The sequence below is a fragment of the Serratia marcescens subsp. marcescens ATCC 13880 genome, assembly GCF_017299535.1.
GTDB classification, from domain to species: domain Bacteria; phylum Pseudomonadota; class Gammaproteobacteria; order Enterobacterales; family Enterobacteriaceae; genus Serratia; species Serratia marcescens.
Genome location: NZ_CP071238.1, coordinates 2,363,939 through 2,383,353 on the forward strand (window position 1 = coordinate 2,363,939; position 19,415 = coordinate 2,383,353).

General features: G+C 62.9%; 20 protein-coding genes. 6 read left to right on the top strand and 14 right to left on the bottom strand.

Features of this window, described 5'->3' with window-relative positions; genetic code table 11:
• Positions 1-19 precede the first annotated feature (19 nt).
• Positions 20-685, top strand: a complete 666-nt coding sequence (gene bioD, locus J0F90_RS11400) for a dethiobiotin synthase (protein ID WP_033640451.1) — start codon at positions 20-22, stop codon at positions 683-685.
• Between the two features lie 6 nt (positions 686-691).
• Here bioD and J0F90_RS11405 read toward each other — a convergent pair whose 3' ends face one another.
• Positions 692-1,186, bottom strand: a complete 495-nt coding sequence (locus J0F90_RS11405; RefSeq protein WP_033640450.1) for a DUF2938 family protein — start codon at positions 1,184-1,186, stop codon at positions 692-694.
• 69 nt (positions 1,187-1,255) lie between these two features.
• Here J0F90_RS11405 and J0F90_RS11410 point away from each other — a divergent pair, with 69 nt between their 5' ends.
• On the top strand, positions 1,256-1,648 hold the full coding sequence (locus J0F90_RS11410; RefSeq protein ID WP_033640449.1) for a helix-turn-helix domain-containing protein: 393 nt from the start codon (positions 1,256-1,258) through the stop codon (positions 1,646-1,648).
• On the opposite strand, the gene clcB is transcribed toward J0F90_RS11410, so the two are convergent.
• The 5 genes from clcB to J0F90_RS11435 all read right to left on the bottom strand — a co-directional run bounded on the left by clcB (position 1,645) and on the right by J0F90_RS11435 (position 6,505).
• Positions 1,645-2,946: a voltage-gated ClC-type chloride channel ClcB gene (clcB, locus tag J0F90_RS11415; protein ID WP_033640447.1), complete on the bottom strand. Its 1,302-nt coding sequence runs from the start codon at positions 2,944-2,946 to the stop codon at positions 1,645-1,647. The two genes, J0F90_RS11410 and clcB, sit on opposite strands and share 4 nt — an antisense overlap.
• Before the next feature lie 125 nt (positions 2,947-3,071).
• A complete protein-coding gene (gene osmV / locus J0F90_RS11420; RefSeq protein WP_016927861.1) occupies positions 3,072-4,211 on the bottom strand; it encodes an osmoprotectant ABC transporter ATP-binding protein OsmV in 1,140 nt (379 codons plus the stop codon).
• A complete protein-coding gene (gene osmW / locus J0F90_RS11425) occupies positions 4,208-4,858 on the bottom strand; it encodes an osmoprotectant ABC transporter permease OsmW (RefSeq protein ID WP_033640445.1) in 651 nt (216 codons plus the stop codon). Before osmW ends, osmV begins: the two co-directional genes overlap by 4 nt.
• 8 nt (positions 4,859-4,866) lie before the next feature.
• Entirely contained in the window at positions 4,867-5,724 is an 858-nt protein-coding gene (locus tag J0F90_RS11430) for a glycine betaine ABC transporter substrate-binding protein (protein WP_227944616.1), read from the bottom strand.
• Between the two features lie 64 nt (positions 5,725-5,788).
• On the bottom strand, positions 5,789-6,505 hold the full coding sequence (locus tag J0F90_RS11435) for an ABC transporter permease (RefSeq protein ID WP_004938551.1): 717 nt from the start codon (positions 6,503-6,505) through the stop codon (positions 5,789-5,791).
• A 508-nt stretch (positions 6,506-7,013) separates the two neighbouring features.
• Between J0F90_RS11435 and J0F90_RS11440 the strand changes: the two genes are divergently transcribed.
• On the top strand, positions 7,014-8,501 hold the full coding sequence (locus tag J0F90_RS11440) for an MDR family MFS transporter (RefSeq protein WP_016927859.1): 1,488 nt from the start codon (positions 7,014-7,016) through the stop codon (positions 8,499-8,501).
• 56 nt (positions 8,502-8,557) lie between these two features.
• On the opposite strand, the gene J0F90_RS11445 is transcribed toward J0F90_RS11440, so the two are convergent.
• Positions 8,558-8,857 carry a DUF1161 domain-containing protein gene (locus tag J0F90_RS11445; RefSeq protein ID WP_004938557.1) on the bottom strand — a complete coding sequence of 100 codons (300 nt, stop codon included), beginning with the start codon at positions 8,855-8,857 and terminating at the stop codon, positions 8,558-8,560.
• An 89-nt stretch (positions 8,858-8,946) separates the two neighbouring features.
• Positions 8,947-9,315, bottom strand: a complete 369-nt coding sequence (locus J0F90_RS11450) for a DUF1283 family protein (protein WP_004938560.1) — start codon at positions 9,313-9,315, stop codon at positions 8,947-8,949.
• Between the two features lie 148 nt (positions 9,316-9,463).
• Here J0F90_RS11450 and J0F90_RS11455 point away from each other — a divergent pair, with 148 nt between their 5' ends.
• On the top strand, positions 9,464-9,790 hold the full coding sequence (locus J0F90_RS11455) for a YnfA family protein (RefSeq protein WP_004938563.1): 327 nt from the start codon (positions 9,464-9,466) through the stop codon (positions 9,788-9,790).
• A 36-nt stretch (positions 9,791-9,826) separates the two neighbouring features.
• On the opposite strand, the gene ydfG is transcribed toward J0F90_RS11455, so the two are convergent.
• From ydfG to fecI, 5 genes are all read right to left on the bottom strand, one after another.
• Complete coding sequence (gene ydfG / locus J0F90_RS11460; RefSeq protein ID WP_033640443.1) at positions 9,827-10,576, bottom strand: bifunctional NADP-dependent 3-hydroxy acid dehydrogenase/3-hydroxypropionate dehydrogenase YdfG; 750 nt, start codon at positions 10,574-10,576, stop codon at positions 9,827-9,829.
• 124 nt (positions 10,577-10,700) lie between these two features.
• Entirely contained in the window at positions 10,701-11,222 is a 522-nt protein-coding gene (locus J0F90_RS11465) for a GNAT family N-acetyltransferase (protein WP_004938571.1), read from the bottom strand.
• A 199-nt stretch (positions 11,223-11,421) separates the two neighbouring features.
• Positions 11,422-13,773, bottom strand: a complete 2,352-nt coding sequence (fecA, locus tag J0F90_RS11470) for a TonB-dependent Fe(3+) dicitrate receptor FecA (protein ID WP_033640442.1) — start codon at positions 13,771-13,773, stop codon at positions 11,422-11,424.
• Between the two features lie 114 nt (positions 13,774-13,887).
• Positions 13,888-14,844, bottom strand: coding sequence for a ferric citrate uptake sigma factor regulator FecR (gene fecR, locus J0F90_RS11475; RefSeq protein WP_033640440.1), 957 nt, complete (start codon positions 14,842-14,844; stop codon positions 13,888-13,890).
• Positions 14,841-15,365, bottom strand: a complete 525-nt coding sequence (gene fecI, locus J0F90_RS11480; protein ID WP_033640439.1) for a ferric citrate uptake sigma factor FecI — start codon at positions 15,363-15,365, stop codon at positions 14,841-14,843. Before fecI ends, fecR begins: the two co-directional genes overlap by 4 nt.
• A 427-nt stretch (positions 15,366-15,792) precedes the next feature.
• On the opposite strand from fecI, the gene guaD reads away from it, so the two are divergent.
• Positions 15,793-17,109 (top strand): guanine deaminase, encoded by a 1,317-nt coding sequence (guaD, locus tag J0F90_RS11485; RefSeq protein ID WP_033640438.1) that lies wholly within the window; start codon positions 15,793-15,795, stop codon positions 17,107-17,109.
• On the opposite strand, the gene J0F90_RS11490 is transcribed toward guaD, so the two are convergent.
• Positions 17,091-18,257 (bottom strand): MFS transporter, encoded by a 1,167-nt coding sequence (locus J0F90_RS11490; protein ID WP_033640434.1) that lies wholly within the window; start codon positions 18,255-18,257, stop codon positions 17,091-17,093. The genes guaD and J0F90_RS11490 overlap by 19 nt on opposite strands.
• A gap of 103 nt (positions 18,258-18,360) precedes the next feature.
• On the opposite strand from J0F90_RS11490, the gene J0F90_RS11495 reads away from it, so the two are divergent.
• Positions 18,361-19,275, top strand: a complete 915-nt coding sequence (locus J0F90_RS11495) for a LysR family transcriptional regulator (RefSeq protein ID WP_033640432.1) — start codon at positions 18,361-18,363, stop codon at positions 19,273-19,275.
• Positions 19,276-19,415: the final 140 nt, after the last annotated feature.

The following is a 19,415-nucleotide window of genomic DNA, read 5'->3' on the forward strand; positions in this document are numbered from 1 at the left end:
ATTCTGGGGCATTTTATTCATGTTGAAGCGTTTATTTGTGACAGGCACGGATACCGACGTCGGTAAAACCGTGGTTTCCCGCGGGTTGATGCAGGCGCTGGCCGCCGAAGGCCGTTCGGTGGCCGGTTACAAGCCGATCGCCGCGCGCTGCCAGGAAACCAGCGAGGGCATCCGCAATAAAGACGCTTTGGTATTGCAGGCATCTTCAACCCTGCCGCTGTCCTACGAGGAGATCAATCCCATCACCTGCCTGGATGAGGTGTTTCACGCGCATGCGACCGAGGACATCAACTATGGCGTGATGAGCAGCGGTCTGCGGGATCTGTCAGCCAAAGCCGATACGGTGGTGGTGGAAGGCAGCGGCGGTTGGCGGGTGCTGATGAACGATCTGCGGCCTTACGCCGAGTGGGTGGTGCAGGAACAGCTGCCGGTGGTGCTGGTGGTGGGCATCAAGCTGGGCTGCGTCAGCCACGCGTTGCTGACCGCACAGTCGATTATCAATGACGGCCTGCCGTTGTTGGGCTGGGTCGCCAACCGCATCAATCCGGGGTTGGCGCACTATGCCGAAACCATCGCGGCGCTGCAGCAGCGCATTTCCGCGCCGCTGCTGGGTGAAATTCCGTACCTGCCGCGCGCGGAGCAGCGCGAACTGGCGCACTACCTCGACATTTCCACGCTGCTGTAAGCTCGCTCAGGCGCAAAGCGCCGCCAACAACCGGGCGGCGATCAGCAGGCCCAGCCCATACACCGTGTGGGTGAGCAGGCTGAGCAACCGCGCTCTTCTCGGGTTGGCGGTTTTGGCCGCCGCCACGCCAAAGCCCAGCGCAGGCTGCATCACCAGAAACGGCGCCGCCAGACTCAGCCAGCCGCTCAACATCGCGACGATCGGCGTCGGCGCTGCGTACCACTCGATGCCCGCCAAGCCGAGCGGGATAAAGGCGAACGCGATGCCGATGGCATAGTGCAATATCCAGCCGATTTTTCTCTCGCCCTGGCGCGGCGGCGCCGTGACGATGGTGGCGTGAAACCAGCGGCCGTCGAACATGCCGAGAAACCAGCGGCCCACCAGCGCGTAATCGAGGGAAGGGATGCCGAAGCGTCGCTTCAGCAGCAACGCCCACAAATCCATGCAGAGGGTGGCGCCGGCGCCGATGAACAGAATGCGCGCTAACATATCGAGGGTCATGCGGGTGTCCTTAACTCAGTAACGTGATAATGTGCGCACAGTGTGCAACTTAAAGTCGACTTCAAGTCAATGGCAAAAGAACTGGATATTGGCGAGGTGGCGCTTTTGAGCGGTATTGCGCCCTCGGCGCTGCGGCATTACGAGAAAAAAGGGCTGATCGCGTCGATAGGCCGCAATGGTTTACGTCGCCAATACGCCGCTGGGGTGCTGGATCAACTGAAGCTGATCGCCCTCGGGCGGCTGGCGGGATTTACGCTGGACGAGATCGCCTCGCTGTTTGACGAGCGGGGACGCATTGCCCTCGATCGCCGGCTGCTGGCGGCGCGGATTGAAGAACTGGATCACACCCTGCGGCGTCTGGGGCAGGTGCGCGCCGGTTTGCAGCACATGGTCGATTGCCCTGAACCGGAACACCTGCAGTGCCCGCAGTTCAGGAAGCTGCTGCAGCAGGGAGAGTTTTAAGCCTCGCGTTTGGGTGGTGGCGCGGTGTGGTATACCGATACCGGCCGCAGGCCGCGCGACACGGTGGTGGCGATCACGCAGGCCAGCAGAATGCCGGGCAGCAGCGCGTATTCGCCGGTCATTTCAAACACCATCAGCGCCGCCATGATCGGCGCATGGGTGGTGGCGGCCAGCAGGGTGGCCATGCCGGTCAGCGCCAGCAGCAGCGGCACCGCCGCATCCATGCCCGGCCACAGGCCGAACAGCTGACCGATGATAGAACCGAGCGCGGCGCCGACGAACAGCGTCGGGGTGAAGACCCCGCCGGGCGCGCCCGACCCGCTGCTGGCGAGGATCGCCAACAGCTTGCATACCAGGATCGCCCCCAGCAGCAACACCCCCGGCGGCGCGATCAGCAGCGCCTGCACCACGCTGTAACCGTTGCCCCACACCTGCGGGAACAGCAGCGAAAGCAGCCCGACGATCAGGCCGCCCAGCGCCAGCTGCAACGGCGGCTTCAACCGCAGCGATCGGAACGCGCGGCCGGTGGCGGTCATCAACCACAAAAACAGCGGCCCGCCGGCGCCGGCCACCACGCCGACCAGCGCCATCAGCAGGTATTGCGTCGGCAGAGGGGCGGAGAGCGGCGTCACCAGGTAGAGCGGCGCCTGGCCGCCGTTGAGCAGGTTGGTCATCAGCAGGGCGCTCACTGCGGCGATCACGACCGGGCCGAGCGAGGCCAGCATCAGGGTGCCGAACAGGATCTCGGCGATAAACAGGCTGCCCGCCAACGGCGCATGATAGGCGCTGGCCATCCCGGCGGCGGCGGCGCAGGCCACCCACAGTTTCCATTCTTTCTCGTGCGTAAAGCGCTGGGCGAAGAGCGATCCCACCAGCGCCGCCAGCAGGATCATCGCACCTTCACGGCCGATGGCGCTGCCGCTCGACACCACCAGCAGCGACGCCAGACACTTCACCAGACTGGCGCCGGTATCCAGCTTGCCGTTGCCGGTCTCAATCGCTTCCATATAGTCGGTGGGCGCCGCCGGACGCTGGTGACGGTAGCGCTGGTGAATATACAGCAGCAGGCCCGCCGCCAGACCGCCCAGCGCGGGCGTCAGCGCGCGTCGCCAGCCGGGCAGCGCGGCGGCGGCGGCCACCAGGCTGCCGTCGGCATTGCCGAGCAGCAGCCACTCGAGGCCAATCATCGAACGGTGGAACAGCCACACCGCCAGGGCGGCGGCGACGCCGATAAACACGGCGATAAACAGGCTGCGCAGCAGGGCGCGATAGTGGTGCAGGTGGACCAATCTTTTCATGCGTGGGCGGCGTCGTGAGAAAAATCAAAGGGTCATCAGCGCATTGTGCTTGGCGCTCCGGCCGATGACCAGTGAATCTTTAGCAAACTGCGGCATAGGCGGGGCGGCGAGCGCCCCGGCGGGGGTTATTGCGGCGTCAACACCCGGCGCGTGCGGCCGGAACTGAGGTAGTCGGCGATATAATCCTGCGAGATTTCGCCGCTGTAGCGGCCGTCTTCATCGACGATCGGCATCCAGGAGGTGTTGTGTTCGTACAGCTTGGACAGCACTACGCGCAGGTTCTCCTCCGCGCGGGCGGTGACGCGAAAGCGGTGCAGGCTGTCGGCGCACACCCCGGGCGCGCCGCGCGCCTCACGGCGTTTGACGTAGCCCAGCGGTTTGCCGTCGGCGTCCACCACCGTCACCGAGCGGGCGTCGATATCGTCCATCAGCCCGAACGCCTCCACTAGCGGCGTCTCCCGCCGCACCGTCACCGTTTCCTGTTGATCGGCCACGTCGCCGGCCTGCACCAGCAGCAGGCGCTTCAGCGTGCGATCCTGGCCGACAAAGGAGGCGACGAAGTCGTTCGCCGGGCGCGCCAGCAGCTCATCGGCGCTGGCGTTCTGCACGATCTTGCCCTGGCGGAACACCGCGATGCGATCGCCGAGCTTCAGCGCTTCGTCGATGTCGTGGCTGACCAGCATCACGGTCTTCTTCAGCTGACGCTGCATGTCGAGAAACTCGTTTTGGATGGTTTCGCGGTTGATCGGATCCACCGCGCCGAAGGGTTCATCCATCAGCAGCACCGGCGGATCGGCCGCCAGCGCGCGGATCACGCCGATGCGCTGCTGCTGCCCGCCGGACATCTCTTTCGGGTAGCGGTGCAAAAAGCGCTTGGGATCCAGCGCCACCATGCTCATCAGCTCCTCGGCGCGATCGTGGCAGCGTTTTTTGTCCCAGCCCAGCATGCGCGGCACTACGGTGATGTTCTCCTCGATGGTCATGTTGGGGAACAGACCGATCTGCTGGATGACGTAGCCGATTTTGCGGCGCAGGCTGACAGTATCCAGCGCGCTGGTGTCTTCGCCGTTGATCAGAATGGTGCCGCCGGTGGGTTCGATCAGGCGGTTGATCATCTTCAGCGTGGTGGTTTTGCCGCAGCCGGAAGGGCCGAGCAGCACGCAGATTTCGCCTTCCGGCACGTCCAGATTGATGTTGTCGACGGCGTTGAACGGTGTGCCGTTCTTCTGCATGAACTGTTTGGTCAGATTTTCCAATTTAATCATGAGCGGATCCCCTTGGGCGTGAGCGCAATTTGCAAGCGGTGCAATAACCAATCGAGGACGATCGCCAGCAGGCTGATCATCACGGCTCCGGTAATCAACTGGCGAATGTCGCTGCTGCTGATGCCGTTGAGCAGCAGCAGGCCGAGGCCGCCGGCGCCGATCACCGCGGCGATCGCCATCACGCCGATATTCATCACCACGGCGGTGCGAATGCCGCCGAAAATGACCGGCAGCGCCACCGGGATCTCCACCCAGCGCAGGCGTTGCCAGAACGTCATGCCGATGCCGCGGCCGGCTTCGCGCAGCCCGCCGGGCAGGTTGTCGAGCGCGGTGTGGGTATTGCGCACGATCGGCAGCAGCGAGTAGAGGAACACCGCGGTGATCGCCGGTACGTAGCCAATGCCGTGGCCGATTAAGGAAAACAGCGGGATCATCAGCCCGAACAGAGCGATGGAGGGCACGGTCAGCACCAGCGTGGCCAGGCTCAGCACCGGCGTCGCCAGCCATTTGTGGCGGACGATCAGCACGCCGAGCGGCACGCCGATCAGGATCGCCAGGCCGACGGCGATGCCGATCAGCAGCAGGTGTTCCAGCGTCAATCCGGCGATATAGGCCCAGTTTTGCCAGGCGTAAAGTAAGGTATTCATCATGCCTCCTAAATCAGGCCGCGCTGCTTGAGGAACGCGTCGGCGACCTGTTGCGGCGTCTGGTAGTCGATATCCACCTTGGCGTTAAGCTCGGTGATCACCTGATTGTTGAACTGTTTCGACAGCGTGTTCAGCGCCGCTTCCAGCCCCGGCGTGTTTTGCAACACGTCGGCGCGCACCACCGGCGTGACCGCATAGCTCGGGAAATAGCCTTTGTCGTCTTCCAGCACCTGCAGATCGAAGCCTTTCACCCGGCCGTCGGTGGTGTACACCAGCCCGGCGTCGACGAAGCCGTCGCGGATGGCGTTGTAGACCAGGCCGGGGTCCATCTGGCGGATTTGCGGGCGATCCAGCGGCATGTCGTACAGCGCCTGCATCGGTTTCAGACCGTCCGAACGGCCGGCGAACTCCAGATCCAGCCCCAGCAGCCAGTTGTGTTTCGGATCGGTTTTACGCACCTGTTCCACTTTGGCCACCAGCTGCGACATCGTGCGGATCTGCTCTTTTTCCGCGCGCCGGCGCTGCATGGCGAAGGCATAGGTGTTGTTCATGTCCGCCGGCTGCAGCCACACCAGGCCGAGTTTGGCGTCGAGCTTTTTCACCGTGTCGTAGGTTTCCTGCGGCGACATGCGCTTATTGATGTGGTTAAAGATGATCAGCGAGGTGCCGGTGTATTCCCAGGTCATGTCGATCTGTTTGTTGATCATCGCGTTGCGGGTGATCACCGTAGCCAGATTGGTTTTGGGTTCGACCTGAAAACCTTTGGCCCGCAGGTATTGCACGGTGATCGCCGACAGAATGCGCTGTTCGGTAAAGTTCTTGCTCGCCAGCGTCAGCGGGGCGGCCCAGGCGGCCGCACCGGTCATCAGCAAGGAGAACAGCAGCGCGTGGCGGAGGGGTTGTAACCATCGAGTCATCGCGTTTCTCCCATCAGGATGCGGTGTGCGGGCTGAGCCGGCGACCGAGACCGGCCAGCGCCAGATCGAGCAGCAGGGCGATCAGCGCGGTGGCGGCGGCGCCGAGGATCAGCGTCGGAAAGTCGTTCAGGTAGATGCCGGGGAAAATTAGCTCGCCGTAGCTGCTGGCGCCGATCAAAAACGCCAGCGGCGCGGTGCCGACGTTAATCGCCATCGCGATGCGCACCCCGGCGAAGATCACCGGCAGGGCGTTGGGCAGTTCGACCTGGCGCAGCCGCTGTCCGGCGGTCATGCCAATACCGTTGGCGGCCTCGACCAGCGCCGGCGGCACCGAACGCAGGCCGGCATAGGTATTGCGCACGATAGGCAGCAGCGAGGCGAGGAACAACGCCACCACCGCCGGCCGGTCGCCGATGCCGATGATCACCATCGCCAGCGCCAGCACCGCCAGCGGCGGCAGGGTGTTGCCGACGTTAAAGATCTGCATCACGTGCTCCGCCCAGCGGCGGGCGAAAGGGCGGCTCAGCAGGATGCCGCTGGGAATGCCGACCAGCAGCGACAGCAGCATGGAACACACCACCAGGAACATGTGTTGCTGGCCGAGGTAGATCAAATCTTCCCGGCGCGACTTGAGGGTTTCCCAACCGATGCCGTAAACCAGCAGCGCGATGACGGCGATAAACAACAGGCTCCCGAGGAGCAGGCGCCGGTATGGCGCTGACTTGTGCATGATGTTGCGTCCTCCGTTGCGCGGAGCGGCCGATAGGCGGCGCATTCCGCTCTGATTGTTGCCCACGGCCCGGCGGGCGTGGCGGTACAAAACGGGCGTTTCGCATGAGGTTAGCGACATTGAGCGAAGGGTGCGTTCGGCACAGCGTGCTGAACGTAGGCTCAATACGTGAGTTAATCAGCATAAGATACTGATATTTAAACCCGAGAAAGCACGAGGCCCAAAGGCGCCGGCTAGGGAAGGTATAGCACCCTGTCGTTGACCGTGCCAAGTTTTATGAGCAAAATCAGCTGATTGAGTTTGCCCGTATTGGCGCCGCAGCCCGCGTCAGCGCTGGGATGCGCGTAAAGTGAAAAAAAATCGCGGCAAAACGTTACGCCGTAACAGTTAGTCCAAATGGTGCGATTCGCTATCGGCAACGGCGGGATGTGAGGGCGGATAGACTTGGCGCAGGCGCTTGCTGATATACTCAGGGAAAATAAAAACGCTAGGAAGCCTGCATAACGCCATGACAAATAACGTTTCACCCGCACCCATTGCCCATCGCCCGCTGATCCTGATCGCCTGCATGCTGGCGATGTTCATGTCGGCGATCGAAGCCACCATCGTCGCCACCGCCATGCCGACCATCATCGGCGATCTCGGCGGCTTCTCGCTGCTGGGCTGGGTGTTCGCGGTCTATTTGCTGGCGCAGGCGATCACCATTCCCATCTACGGCCGGCTGGCGGATCTCTACGGCCGCAAGCGGGTGTTCTTCTTCGGCGCGACGCTGTTCCTGCTGGGATCGGTGCTGTGCGGCTTCGCCCCCGACATGTATTGGCTGATCGGCTTCCGCTTATTGCAGGGATTGGGCGCCGGCGCCATCATGCCGATCGCGTCCACCATCATCGGTGATATCTACAGCGCCACCGAACGGCCGAAGGTGATGGGCTACCTGTCGAGCGTGTGGGGCGTATCGGCGATCATCGGCCCGCTGCTGGGCGCGTTTATCGTGCAACACCTGCCGTGGGCGCTGGTGTTCTGGGTCAACCTGCCGATCGGCCTGTTGGCGATGTTCTTCCTCTGGCGCTATCTGCCGGCGCATCAGCAACTGCGGCGGCACGCGCTGGATCTGGCGGGCACCGCCTGGCTGACGCTGTTCGTTTCGGCGCTGCTGCTGGCGTTGTTGCAGATGGAAAGCCTCGGATGGTGGGTGGCGCCGTTGTTGGCGCTGGCGGCGGCGTCGCTGGCGCTGTTGATACGTCAGGAGCGGCGCGCGGTCGAACCGCTGTTCCCGTTGGCGCTGTGGCAAAGCCGGGTGATCGTCGCCGGCAACATCGGCGGGCTGGTGATTGGCGCGGCGATGATGGGCATCAGCGCCTTTCTGCCGACCTTCATTCAGGGCGTGATGGGGGGCTCACCGCTGGAGGCGGGCACCACGCTGGCGCTGATGTCGATTGGTTGGCCGTTGGCCAGCACGCTGAGCGGCCGTTTGATGCTGATGACTTCGTATCGCGCCACGGCGCTGCTGGGCGCACTGCTGTTGGTGGCAGGCGGCCTGATCCTGCTGATGTTGCAGCCGAACGGCGGTCTGCTGTGGGGCCGGGTGGCGGCGTTTATGGTCGGCGCCGGCATGGGATTGTGCAACACGACGTTTTTAGTGTCGGTGCAGAACGCGGCGCATTACAGCATTCGCGGCATTGCCACCGCCTGTACGGTGTTTACCCGCATGGTGGGTTCGGCCATCGGCACCGCGATTTTGGGCGCCACGCTGAACCTCAACCTGCAGTGGCGTTTGCCGGAAATTGACGATCCGGTGCAGCGTCTGATGGAGCCGGCGGTGCGCCAGAGCATGGGGAGTGAGGCGCTGGCGCAGCTTATCCAGCAGGTGGCGGCTTCGCTGCATTGGGTGTTCCTGGTGTCGGCGTTGGTGTCGTTGCTGGCGCTGGCGGCGGCGATGCTGATCCCGGCGCGTTGTCGGCCGCAAGGCGAAGAGGAAGAGGCGGAGCAGGCGTAAAGGAAAATGAAAAGGAAAGGGCGCGGCTGTTGCGCGCCCTGGGTAGCCGATGCGGCTTACTGCGCGTTGGAGGTGTCCTGGCTGGTGCCGGTCTGCGCCGCGTCACCACTATCGTCGCCATTGTTCAGGCGGGTATAAACGATCTTCTGGGTGTCGTTTTCGCAGTGGCCGACCACCTGGCCGCCCGCTTGATCGGCCTGATCGTTAGGCACGATCTCCAGTTTGAAGCCGGACTCCGGAACGCCGTTATTGACGATTTTTTGCGAAATGTCCGCTTTCACGCTTTCACAGGAGGCCAGGGCCGCCAATGGGGCGCCGGCCAGCAATACAGCGGTTAATATCAGCGTTTTCTTCATCACGTCATCCTTTTAGACAATGAACTTCCTGTAACAGGATAGCAGCAACGGCGGCCGGGTTTCACGCATGCCCGCCCGCCGCAGGCGGATTAAGGATTAATCCGACGCCCGGTCTGGCGATCCAGGCATTTACGGGTGTCCGGTTCCCAGTAGGCGTTGACGTTGTTGCTGTCGTTGCAGCGGTCTTCGTCATCCGCCGCGCGATCGGCCTTGTCGAACTCTTTCTCGACGCGGGTGTTGACCTTGTGGCGCAGGGATTTGGTATCATTCCACTGCTCTTTGCTTTGGCGCGCTTCTTCGGTGCTCATCGCGCCGCTGCCTTTGCCATCGACGGTGACGCAGGTGCTGCCCTGCGTGCAGGTGGCGGCCAGCGCCGGCGCCTGCCAGGCGCCCATGACGGCCAGCATGGCGACCGGCAGCATCCCGCGCAGCAGTCGTTGGGTCGAAAATGTTTTCATCGTTTCATCCTTATGAGTGAGTGCGCCTGATGATGGCGGCACTGGCGTTACCTCGCCCGCAGGCGTGGTGATAAATATACCACCGCGCTCCTGGAATTCACCAGCCAAGCGCCGATTCGTTTACTTTATCGAGAGAAAACTGCGACCGATGTTAAAAACTACGCTGTTGTTTTTCGCCACCGCCCTGGCTGAAATTATCGGCTGTTTCCTGCCTTACCTGTGGCTCAAGAAGCAGGGCAGCGCCTGGCTGCTGCTGCCGGCGGCATTGAGCCTGATGCTGTTTGTCTGGCTATTGACGCTGCATCCGGCGGCCAGCGGGCGGGTCTATGCGGCCTACGGCGGTGTGTATGTGGCGACCGCGCTGCTGTGGCTGCGGGTGGTGGACGGGGTCAAGCTGTCTGCGCTGGATTGGGTCGGCGCCGGCGTGGCGCTGGCGGGCATGCTGATTATCGTTTCCGGCTGGCGCGCGGCCTGAGGAAACGCGGCGGGAGTCGCCTCCCGCCGTCGCGGCTCAGGCGCCGCGGTGGATGTTCAGCCCGGCAAAGGACTGGCTGACCGGCATCATTTCCAGCGTGTTGATGTTGACGCGCGCCGGCAACGTCGCGACCCAGAACACCGACTCGGCGATATCTTCCGGCGTCAGCGCATCGGCGCCTTCGTAGGTTTTGTTGACCTTGCCGTCATCGCCCTTGAATCGCACGTTGGAGAATTCGGTGCCGCCCACCAGGCCCGGCTCGATATCGGTCACGCGAATGCGCGTGCCGTGCAGATCGGCGCGCAGGCCCAGGCTGAACTGTTTGACGAACGCCTTGGTGGCGCCGTACACGTTGCCGCCGGCGTAAGGCCAGTTGGCGGCGGTGGAGCCGATGTTGATCACATGGCCGACGTTGCGCTCGACCATGGCCGGCAACAGCGCGCGGGTCATGTTCACCAGCCCCTTGGCGTTGGTGTCGATCATGGTTTCCCAGTCATCGGCGTTGGCCTTGTGCGCCGGCTCCAGCCCCAACGCCAGCCCGGCGTTGTTCACCAGCACGTCAATTTGACGCAGCTCGGCCGGCAGTGCCTCGATCGCCTGTTGAATGGCGGCACGGTTGCGCACGTCGAGCCGCACGATGTGCAGCGCTTCGCCCAGTTCTTCTTGTAGCTCTTCGAGACGCTCAAGGCGGCGCCCGGCGGCGATCACCTGGTGGCCTTCACGGATAAAACGGCGCGCAATAGCCTCACCGAAACCGGAGGTGGCGCCGGTAACAAAAATAATCATGTTGCTGTTCCTCAACTGTTTTTACCCTACATGCCTCTATCATTAGCACAAACCCGCAGGCAGTGGCAGCGGTTATCACGGCGGAAAGCAAAAAAGGTCACACCGGGCCGGCGGCCGATGCTGTTTAGCGCTGAGGCGGCAGGTGGTAGACCACGGCGTCATACTTGATGCGCTCGCAACGGCCGGCCAGCACGCCGCCCAGCGACTCGACGAGGCGGCGGCTGGCGGTATTCTGCTCGGCCACCGGGTAGAGAAAGTGCGGCGGCTGAAAGCGCTCGCTGGCCCAGCGCGCGATGCCCTGCACGATTTCGCGGCCGTAGCCCTGACCATGCAGGCTCTCTTTTACCCAGATGCCCAGCTCCGGGGTGTGGCTGCGCAAATTATGCGCGCCGCCGACGCCGACGAACTGCCGGTCTTCGCGCCGACGGGCGACGAAGATCACTTCTTCGCCTTCGCGCATCAGCGGCAGCCAGCCTTGCCAGACGTTGGCGAAATCTTCCGGTGACGCTTCCGGCTCAAAGGTCATAAAGCGCGTCAGAGTGGGGGTGATCGCCTGGTAAACATCGTCGGCGTCTGCTGCGGTAAAGGGGGCAATCAACAAACGGTCGGTGTCCACGCGGCACTGAGAAAGGTCATTGTGATTCATCTTATTCCCTCGCTTTTCAGGCCAGAACGGCAAAAAATCCGCGCCCATAAATCGGGGCGGATCGTCGATACTACGCGTATTGGCGTCAGAAGCGACTTATTTTTCGCCGTTGCGGCGGCGCGGAGGAGTGGTTTTATGTGACATCGTCACGTTGAGGGGAAAGGCGGCGGGCATGGTTAACCGCACCCGCCGCTGAAGATCAGAACTTCACCGAACCTTGCAGATAGATCGTGCGCGGCTGGCCGATGTACAGACCTTTGTTGTTGTCGTCATAGGCGCGGGTGAAATACTCGTGGTTGAACAGGTTTTTCACCCCGACGCCCAGATTCAGACCGGCCATTTCCGGGCCGAAATCATAGGCGGCGCGCACGCCCCACAGCATATAGCCGGGAATGCGGCCGGTGCTGCCGTCGGCGCTTTCCGCCACGGTGTTGGCGTTGTCGGCGAACTGGCTGGACTGGAACTCGCCGTTAAGATTAAACGCCCAGTTGCCCGGCGTGTAGTCCAACCCCAGGGTGCCTTTATGCTTCGGCGAGAACGGCACCTGGTTGCCCTTGTAGCCGCCGTCTTCGCGGATGGTGGCGTTGACGTAGGCGTAGCTGGCGTAGGCGGTCAGGTCGTCCAGTTTCGGCGTCAGCTGCGACAGATCGTAACGCAGGCTGCCTTCCAGCCCGGTGTGGCGGGTTTTGCCGCGCGCGGTCACGCTGTCGGTCACCTGGTTGGAGTCGTACTGGTTGTTGAAGTTGATCAGGAACAGCCCGATCTCGCCGGTCAGCGCATCGCCGGCGTAGCGGGTGCCCAGCTCCCAGGTGCGCGCCTTCTCCGGTTCAATCTTGCCGCTGTCGACCGCTTTGCCCATCTGGCTGTATTGCACGGTGCCGAAGGAGCCTTCGGTGTTGGCGTACAGATTCCAGTATTCGTTCAGGTGATACATCACGTTCAACGCCGGCAGCGGCGCGTTATAGCTGACGTCGAGGCGGTTGTTCTTGATGTAGTTGTTCTGATACGACTTGATGTACTCGTAGCGCATGCCCGGCGTGAGGGTCCAGTCGCCGATGTCGATGCGATCGTCGATATAGAAGGCGTGCGCCTCGGTGCCGGACTGGGTGTCGCGATCGTACGGGCTGGCGGTGGACGGCAGCCTGCCGGTGCTGGCTTTGCTGGTGTAGCGCAGTTCGTGGGTGGATTCGCTGACGTAGCGGTAGCCGACGCCGACCTCATGCGCCGAATCGCCCCAGCGGAAGCTCTGGCTGTAGCGCGGTTCCACGCCGCGCACCCAGTATTCGCGCGGCGACAGCGTCAGGTTTTTACCCTGATCCAGATAGCCGCTGCGCAGGGTATAGGTGTAGAAGCTCTGCACGTCGAACTTGTGCTGCCGATCCGGCTGATACTGGTAGCCGAAGTTCGCCAACTGGCGGCGGCCCCAGAACTTGTCGTACGGGCGCGTCGACTGGAACGGGTTGGCGTTGTAGTCCGCCCGGCTCAGGCCGCCCGGCATCTCCGCTTCGCCTTCGTAGTATTGCAGCAGGCTGTTGAAGGTGTGCACCTCGTTCGGCGCGTAACGGCTTTTCAACATCACGTCGTCGATTTTGGTCGCACTGTGCTCGCGCCAGTCGCTGCCGCGGGTGCCGGAGTAGAGCAGCGCCGCGCCGAGGCCGTTGTCGGCGGTGCCGCCGATCATCAGGTTGCCGGTGCCTTTCGGGTGATCTTGGCGCGAGGTCGGGCTGAGCTGCCCCTGCATGCCGGCCTCCATGCCGAAGGTTTTCGGGATGGCGCGGGTGACGAAGTTAACCACGCCGCCGACGCTCTGTGGCCCGTAGCGCACCGCGCCGCCGCCGCGCACCACGTCGATCGCATCCATATTGCCGAGCGAGATTGGCGCCAGCGACAGCTGCGGCTGGCCGTAAGGGGCGAAGGGTACCGGGATGCCGTCCATCAACACGGTGGAGCGGCTGGCGAGGCGCGGGTTGAGGCCGCGAATGCCGAAGTTCAGCGCCATGTCATGGCTGCCGGTGCCGTTGTTCTCCGGCGCCACCACGCCCGGCACGCGGTTCAACGCTTCGCGCACGGTGGTGGTGCCGGTTTTGACGAACTCTTCGCGGCGCACGACGTCGCGCGCGCCGGGGTGTTCGAACACGTCGATCTGGCGGCCTTCCGCCAGCCAGTCGCCGACCACGGTGATGTCCTCTTCCTTCTGCGGCTGCGGCAGTTTGGCCAGCGTGTAGCCGTTATTGCCGAGCGCTTTAGCCTGCAGGCCGCTGCCGGCCAGCAGGGCGTTCAGGCCGTCATCGACGCCGTAGCTGCCGCTCAGGCCCGGCGAACGTTTGCCTGCGGTCAACGCGCCGTCCACCGAGAGCGCGATGCCTGCGCGAGCGGCGAAAGCGTTCAGCGCGCCGTCCAGCTCACCGGCCGGAATGTGATAGGTGGCAGCGGCGCTGGCGGCGCTCGCCGTCAGCGGTGCGGCGAAGACCAGGCCAATGGCCACGGCCAGCGGCGTGGCCCGTTTTCCCCAAAGCGAAGCCGGAGCGACCTTTCCCCAAGCGTTGTTCATACCTTCTCCTGAATCATTTTTTATTTATTGCTGCAGTGTTTTCCTGGGAGTCGGATGAGCAAAGCAAAAGGGACAATCAAGAATGCGATTTTTTATCATTTTCATTTAAAAAATTCAGGCGGGGACGATTTGCAGCCAATAGCGGGTAAAGCTCTGCAGGCGAACCGGCAGCGTCTGGCTGAGCAGGGCGAGGGCGCGATCGGTATCGTTGAGCGGGAAACTGCCGCTGACGCGCAGGCCGGCAACGGCCGGATCGCAACTCAGATGGCCGCGCCGGTAGCGCGCCAGTTCGGCGATCACCCGGTCCAGCCGCCACTGGCTGACGCTCAGCACGCCGCGCAGCCAGCCGTCCTCCTGCGCGGCGGGGTGTTTGTCGCCGAAGGCCGTCGCGCTGAAGCTGATCTGTTCACCGGCGTTCACCCGGCGCTGTTGTTGCGCGTTTTGCGCCAGCTGCGCCTCGACCGCATGCTCCAGCACTGTCAGGCGCGTTTCGCCGTCGCTCTCGCGCACCAAAAAACGGGTGCCGAGCGCGCGCATCGCCCCCTGCGGGCTTTGCACCCACAGCGGCCGGGGATCGCGTCCGGTAACCAGGCTGATTTCCCCGGCGTGCAGGCGGATCAGCCGTTGGCGATCGTCGTAATGCACGTCCACCGCGCTGGCGGTGTTCAGCACCAGCTGGGTGCCGTCGCTTAACACAATGGGTTTGATTTCACCGGTGGCGGTGCGGTAGTCGGCGCGCAGCTCCCGGCCGAGCGGCGACTGGTAAAGGAGGCCGCCGCCGCCCACGCCGAGCAACAGCAGCAGGCTTTTCAGTAGGGTGCGGCGATCGATCGCGGATTGGCGGCCGGCGCGATCGAGCGCGCGATAGCTGAATTTGCCCGGCACGCCCTGCAGCTGGCTCTGCAACGCTTCGACGCGCTGCCAGGCCCAGCGGTGATCGTCATGCTGCTGGTGCCAGGCTTGCCACTGTTGGCGCTGGCGTTCGGTGACGCGCTCGTCGCACAGCAGGGCATACCAGTGTGCGGCCATTTTCAGCGCCTGGCGCTGCTCGGGGGTGATGGCGTTGCTCATGAATAAACGTCGTTTTCGAGGCTGAACAGCAGGCAATGCTCGGTGGCTTTGGCCATGTATTTTTTAACCGAGCTGACCGACACGCCGAGGCGCGCGGCGATGTCCGCATAGCCCAGGCCTTCGAGCTGCGACAACAGAAAGGCCTGTTTTACCTTCGGCCCCAGGCCGTCGAGCATGGCGTCGATCTGCTGCAGGCTGTCCAGCAGGCTCTGGCGCTGCTCCGGCGACGGGGCGTAGCCTTCCGGGATCAGCGCCAGCATCTCCAGATAGGCGCGCTCCAGCGTTCTGCGGCGGAACAGATCGACCATCACCCGCTTGGCGACAGTGACCAGAAAATCTTTCGGCTCGCGCAGGGTTGCCGCGGCGTCGCCTTTCAGCAGGCGCATAAAGGTGTCCTGCGCCACATCGTCCGCATCGAACGCGCAGCCCAAGCGCCGGCGCAGCCATCCCTGCAACCAGGCGTGATGGGTGGCGTAGAGGCGCGACAGCGCGGCGTGCGGGGCAGAAGCGGTGGCGGACATGATTTTCGCATTGCTGGTCAAAAAGATGCGCGGATGATAATTGAGAATAGTTATCGTTTCAAGTTTGGTTGTTGTCCTCAGGCCGAGATTCAACCCCCAGGGGCGGTGTTGAAAATAAGCCGTGCGCCGTGAAGATATTCGCTTGCCCATTCAAGGTGCAGCGGCGCGGTGTTATTTTGGCAGGCAAACGGTTGCTATTGATCTGCCGGCGAAGAGCGACGTTTGCTTTATTCTTTTTTGCCGGTCAACTCCCCTTGGTTAATTAATATCACTTTGTTTTTTAAGTGGTAATTTATTTTACGCCATCAGCTGGCACGCGGCTTGCTATGCTTAAGCCGGTCTTGGCGTTTGGGCGACAAAGGCATTGTTTCATCGGCGCAGGTTATTACGCGGGTGAGGTGGGCCGGTCGCGACAAGGAAGAAAATAATGGCACTGCAATTCACCACGGCTATTCGTGGCAATTTTTTTGATATCTCAGCCTGTGTGGAGGCGCCGCAACAGCTTGAGGAACGCTTGCGGCATATTCCCGACGGTTTACTGCTGCTGAACGACGGCGTCATCGTCTGGTTCGGCAGCTGGCGGCAGGGCGAGGCGCTGCTGCCGCCGGGTTTCACGGTCACGGAGTATCGCGACAAACTGATCGTGCCGGGGTTTATCGACACCCACATCCACTATCCGCAAACCGAAATGATTGGCGCCTATGGCGATCAACTGCTGGACTGGTTAAACAATTACACCTTCCCGACCGAAAGCCGTTACGACTGTGGGCAGCACGCCGACGCGATGTCGGCCTTCTTTCTGCGGGAGTTGCTGAGTAACGGCACTACCACCGCGCTGGTGTTCGGCACCGTGCATCCGCGGTCGGTCGATGCGCTGTTCAGCCAGGCGGCAGCGCTGAACATGCGCCTGATCGCCGGTAAGGTGATGATGGATCGCCATGCGCCGGAGGCGCTGCTGGAAACGCCGGCGCAGAGTTACCGCCAGACGCGCGAACTGATCGAACGTTGGCACGGCAAAGGCCGCCTCGGTTACGCCATTACGCCGCGCTTTGCGCCCACCAGTACGCCGGCGCTGCTGGCGCAGGTGCAGCGGCTGCGTGAAGAATATCCCGACGTTTGGCTGCAGACGCACCTGAGCGAGAATCCGCAGGAAGTGGCCTGGGTAAAAGCGCTGTTCCCGCAGAGCCAAAGCTATCTGGACGTTTACCACCGCTACGGCATGACCGGCGATAAAAGCGTGTTCGCCCACTGCCTGCATCTGGAGGAGCAGGAGTGGGACTGCCTGTGCGAGACCCGTTCGGCAATCGCCTTTTGCCCCACCTCCAATCTGTTCCTCGGCAGCGGGCTGTTTGACCTGCAGCAGGCCTGGCGCAAGCGGGTGAGGCTCGGCATCGGCACCGATGTGGGGGCCGGCACCACCTTCAATATGCTGCGCACGCTGGGTGAGGCGTACAAGGTCGGCCAGCTGCAGCATTACCGGCTCTCCGCCGTAGAAGCGTTCTACCACGCCACCCTGGGCGGCGCCCGCGCGCTGTCGCTGGACGACAAAATCGGCAACTTCAACGTCGGCAAAGAGGCGGATTTCGTGGTGCTCGATCCGGCGGTCACGCCGCTGCAGCAGTTGCGCTACGCCAACAGCGCCACGTCTGCGGAGCAAGGGTTCGTACTGATGACCTTGGGAGACGATCGTAACATTTATCGCACCTATGTGAATGGTAAGGTGGTTTATGAGGCGTCGCGCTGACGCAGCCGCGCCTGCAGCCAAACGCTGAGCGGCGCGACGGCGACGGCGCTCAGCGCACACAGCCATAACAGAGGTTGCAAACTGAGCGGGGTGAGGCCGCCGCTCAGCAGCGTGGAGGAGAGCAAGAAGGCCACCGTGGCGCTCAGGTGTATCAGGGCGGTTTGCAGCGTGCCGAAGGCGGCGCGTTGCCGATTGTCCGGCCAGCGCATGCTCAGGGAAGAGATCGCCACCAGCCGCGCATAGGCCGCCGCGAGAAACGCGACCATGAACAGTTCACCGCGATCGCCACCGCGCGCCGCCAGCCACAGGCTGCCCAGCAGCAACAGCGTGGCGCCCACCGTCAGCGTCACGGCGCCAACGCGTTGCAGCCAGCGGCCCGCCAGCACGGTCGCCAGATAGCCGGCCACGCCGCCGATGAGAAACAGCCAGGACAAATGCGCGTCTGCCACCTGTAGCCGCTGGGTGAGCAGCGGCGCCAGCACCGGGATCAGCAGCATCGGGCTGAACTGTGTCAGGCCGGCGGCGGAGGCGAACAGCAACAGCCGGCGATCGAGCGTGACGGGCGCGGCAGCCTGTGGCTGCGGCGCATCCTTGGGAACAAACAGCGCCACCAATACGGCCGCCAGCAGACACAGCCCGCCGATAGCCGCCAGCGCGGCGCGCCAGCTTGCCACTTCGCACAGGTACAGCATGCCCGGCATGCCGACAATGCTCACCAACGAAAAGGACGCGATCACCGTCGCCAGCATTCGGCCGTGCAGCGCGGCAGGCGCGGCGTTGAGCAGCAGGCCGATCCCGACGCCCATCGTAGTGCCGCCCAACAGCCCGGCCAGCAGCCGCAGCGCCAACAACCAGTAAAACTGCTGGGTTGTGGCGATCAATAAGGTGGTCACGCCCAGCAGCGTGACGTTGAGCATCAGAAAGCGCCGTTTCTCAACGCCGCCGATCCAGAAAAATGCGCCGATGCCGGAAATCACCGCCGCCAGCGTATAGGCCGCGCTGACATAGCCGGCGAAGCTGACGGGCACGGAAAAATCGCCGGCCATGTAGATGAATATCGGGTTGAATACCATGTATTCCAGGGCATTGGTGAACTGAATAAAGGCGATGACCAGCGCTATCGCCGTCAGCTTTCTCGCGGGTGTCATAAGCATCCATGGGTTGCAGAGTCAGGCCGGCAGTGTAGCGCTTGGCGTTGATCGGGATTAGATGGTAGAAATGGCATGGTTTGTTATCAAATCAGGGATAATCATGCGCGATAAATTGGATTTAAACCTGTTACGCATTTTCGTGGCGGTGGTGGAGCAAGGCAGCTTCGTCGGGGCGGCGCGGGCGCTGGCGATGCCAACCTCCAACGTCAGCCGCTATATCTCTCAGTTGGAGCGCCAGCTTGAGCAGCGGTTGATCGAACGCAGCACCCGCTCGATGCGGCTGACGCCGAACGGCCAGTTGCTGCATGAACGCACCCAGCCGCTGCTGGCGTCGCTGGAACACACCGCGCAAACCCTCAGCGAGCGGCAGCAACAGCTGCGCGGGCCGCTGCGCCTGTGCGTGCCCAATGAAGTTGGGCCATACCTGTTGGGCGAGCCGCTGGCGGCGTTCGCCCTGCAGCATCCGCAGATCGAAATCAGCTGCGTAACCAACCTGGCGGGTATGACGTCGCTGCTTGATGATGTCGATCTGGCGGTGATGATCAGCCGGGGCATGCTGGACGACAGCGACTATGTCGCGCAGCCGCTGGCGTCTTTCCCCTGCATCGTGGTGGCCGCCCCGGCGCTGCTGGCGCAGTGGCCGCCGTCGTCGGAGATTGAGCAATTCACGCAATCGCCCTGTATCAGCACGGTGGATGCGCTAAAGGGGATGCCGTGGCAGTTCGTCCGCCCGGACGGCAAGTTCGTTACCGTCCCGGTCAATGCGCGCTATCGCGTCAACAGCGGGGAGATGGCGCTGAAGGCGGCCTTGGCCGGCGTGGGGTTCGCCATGCTTTCCGAGCTCGGCTGCCGGCCGTTTCTGGCCGACGGGCGATTGGTTGAGGTGCCGCTGACGTTGCCGCCGGCGCCGCTGCAGCTGTATGCCGTTTATCCCGGCCGCCGCTATCTGCCAGCCAAAACGCGCGCGCTGCTGACCTTTCTGATACAGCAGGTCGGCGAGGCGGCTCACGTCTAATCACTTGTTTTTGCTCAAACTGCCAACTGCCCTAAGCTAGGAGGTGACTCAGAGGGAGCCATTCCCCGAGACCTTATTCCGTGAACATGGAGGCGTTTCGATTTGATGCGTTATCCACATTGCTGCTCGATCCGGCGGTC